The sequence below is a fragment of the Xanthomonas sp. D-99 genome, from assembly GCF_017746145.1.
GTDB classification, from domain to species: domain Bacteria; phylum Pseudomonadota; class Gammaproteobacteria; order Xanthomonadales; family Xanthomonadaceae; genus Xanthomonas; species Xanthomonas cissicola.
The window spans coordinates 12360-14347 of sequence record NZ_JAGHWU010000010.1 but is presented as its reverse complement, the minus strand read 5'-3'; the positions used below and the strand labels follow the sequence as shown (position 1 = coordinate 14347).

Genomic DNA, 1988 nt, shown 5'->3' with positions numbered 1-1988 from the left:
TTTTTCGTTTCGTCAACACCTTGTGATGTTTTCGATTCGACTCGTTCGTTGTTGCGATGCTTCGAGAAGCGCCGCCGTCCTGAGCGAGGCCGCGCAGTTTATCGAGACCACGCAGAAGTGCAAGCACTTTTTGACATTGGCATGACATCGACCTATCCACACAGGTGCGGCACGCGGGTACGGCACGCGCTGCGCACTCTACGCGTGCGGGCTGCAAGCTCACTGATCGACATCAGAGGCGTAACGCTGCGATATCGGTCGCTGGTTGGCTCGATGAAAATGCAGATATCTAGACAGAGAGCGCCCTCATGCCCGCCTCCCGCAATCTGCTTCGCGATCTATCCCTGCCTGCGATGGCCGCCGGCTTTGTCACCGTGCTGGTGGGGTTCGCCAGCTCTGCGGTGATCGTGTTCGAGGCAGCGCGCCATCTGGGCGCCGACCAGGCACAGCTTGCGTCGTGGATGTGGGCGCTGGGCATCGGCATGGGCGTGACGTGTATCGGCCTGTCGCTGCGCTACCGCGCGCCGGTGGTCACGGCCTGGTCCACGCCGGGTGCGGCGATGCTGATCGTCAGTGCGGCCGGGGTGCCATTACGCGAGGCGGTCGGTGCGTTTGTGGTGGCCGCGGTATTGGGGATGGTGGCCGGGTTTTCGGGATTATTCGAACGGGCGATCCGGCGGGTTCCGATCTCACTTGCCTCCGGGATGCTGGCCGGCGTGCTGTTGCGCTTCGGCCTGGACATCTTTGTGGGCATGCAGAGCCAGGTGTTGCTGGCGCTGGCGATGTTGGCGACCTATCTGAGCGGGCGGCGCTGGTTTGCACGCTATGCGGTGATTGCGACCTTGTTGGTGGGTCTTGCGATCGCCGCCAGCGGCGGACTGCTGCGGTTGGGGGCCGTACACCTGGAACTGGCCCACCCGGTGCTGGTGGTGCCGTCGCTATCGTGGGCGGCGCTGTTCGGCCTGGCGATTCCGTTGTTCGTGGTGACCATGGCCTCGCAGAACGTGCCGGGCGTGGCGGTGATCCGGGCGTCCGGCTATGCGGTGCCGATCTCACCGACGGTCGGCTGGATCGGTGCGGTCAATGCAATGCTGGCGCCGTTCGGTGGCTTTGCACTGAATCTGGCGGCGATTACTGCCGCGATCTGCATGGGCCGCGAAGCGCACGAAGATCCGGCGCGGCGCTACACCGCTGCGGTCAGCGCGGGCGTGTTCTACCTGGTGGTGGGATTGTTCGGTGCGACCGTGGCAGCGGTGTTTGCGGCCTTCCCTCGTGAACTGGTGATGGCGATTGCCGGGATCGCGCTGTTAGGCACGATCGGCAACAGCCTGGCGGCGGCACTGCGCGAGGACAGCGAGCGCGAAGCGGCGTTGATCACCTTTCTGGTCACCGCCTCCGGGCTGACGCTGGGCGGGATCGGCGCGGCGTTCTGGGGCTTGGTGGCCGGAACGATCACATTGCTTGCATTGCCGACGAAAGCAGCGCCTTAGCACGCGTGCCCGCTGATGGAGCGAGAGGTGCGGCAGGCGCATGCGCTGGCCATGCCGGGTTGATCGCAGCGCTCTTAGCTCCTACTCCGGGTCGCGCAACTGCAGCAGCCAGTGCGCGGTGATGCTGCTGGGGCTGGGCAGGGGTTCGAGATGGAACTGGCGATACACCGGTGCGCCATCACGGGTGCGCAGTGGCAAGGTGACATAGGCGGCGCGGCCCAGGCGCAGCGCCTCTTCGAGCAGTTCGACCTTGCCACGGGCGGCATCGTCGTCCAGCAGGGCAAGGATGTCGCAACCGATCAAGTCGGCCACTTCGGTCTGGCTGAGTTCGGCGAACGCCGGGTTGACGAACATCAGCCGGTGCGCGGCGCCCTTGGCACCGCGTTCGATAATGGCCACCCCGTCGCGCAGCCGCGACAGCGAGGCTTCGAGCAGGGTGAAGTCCTGCTGGAAGCGCTTGCGTTCCATCAGTTCGATCAGCACGCGCAGGCTGCGCGC

2 protein-coding genes are annotated in these 1988 nt (G+C 65.2%); one reads left to right on the top strand and one right to left on the bottom strand.

Annotation, left to right across the window (positions count from 1 at the left end; genetic code table 11):
- Positions 1 to 308: 308 nt before the first annotated feature.
- Positions 309 to 1490, top strand: coding sequence for a benzoate/H(+) symporter BenE family transporter (locus J7360_RS04935; protein ID WP_209033386.1), 1182 nt, complete (start codon positions 309 to 311; stop codon positions 1488 to 1490).
- Positions 1491 to 1571: 81 nt separating this feature from the next.
- Here the strand turns inward: J7360_RS04935 and J7360_RS21315 are convergent.
- A partial coding sequence (locus J7360_RS21315) for a PAS domain-containing protein (RefSeq protein ID WP_244667766.1) occupies positions 1572 to 1988 on the bottom strand: 417 nt, incomplete at its 5' end.

Excerpts from the sequence above, each read along its gene's own strand:
- J7360_RS04935 (WP_209033386.1), top strand. The coding sequence starts at position 309 with ATGCCCGCCTCCCGCAATCTGCTTCGCGATCTATCCCTGCCTGCGATG.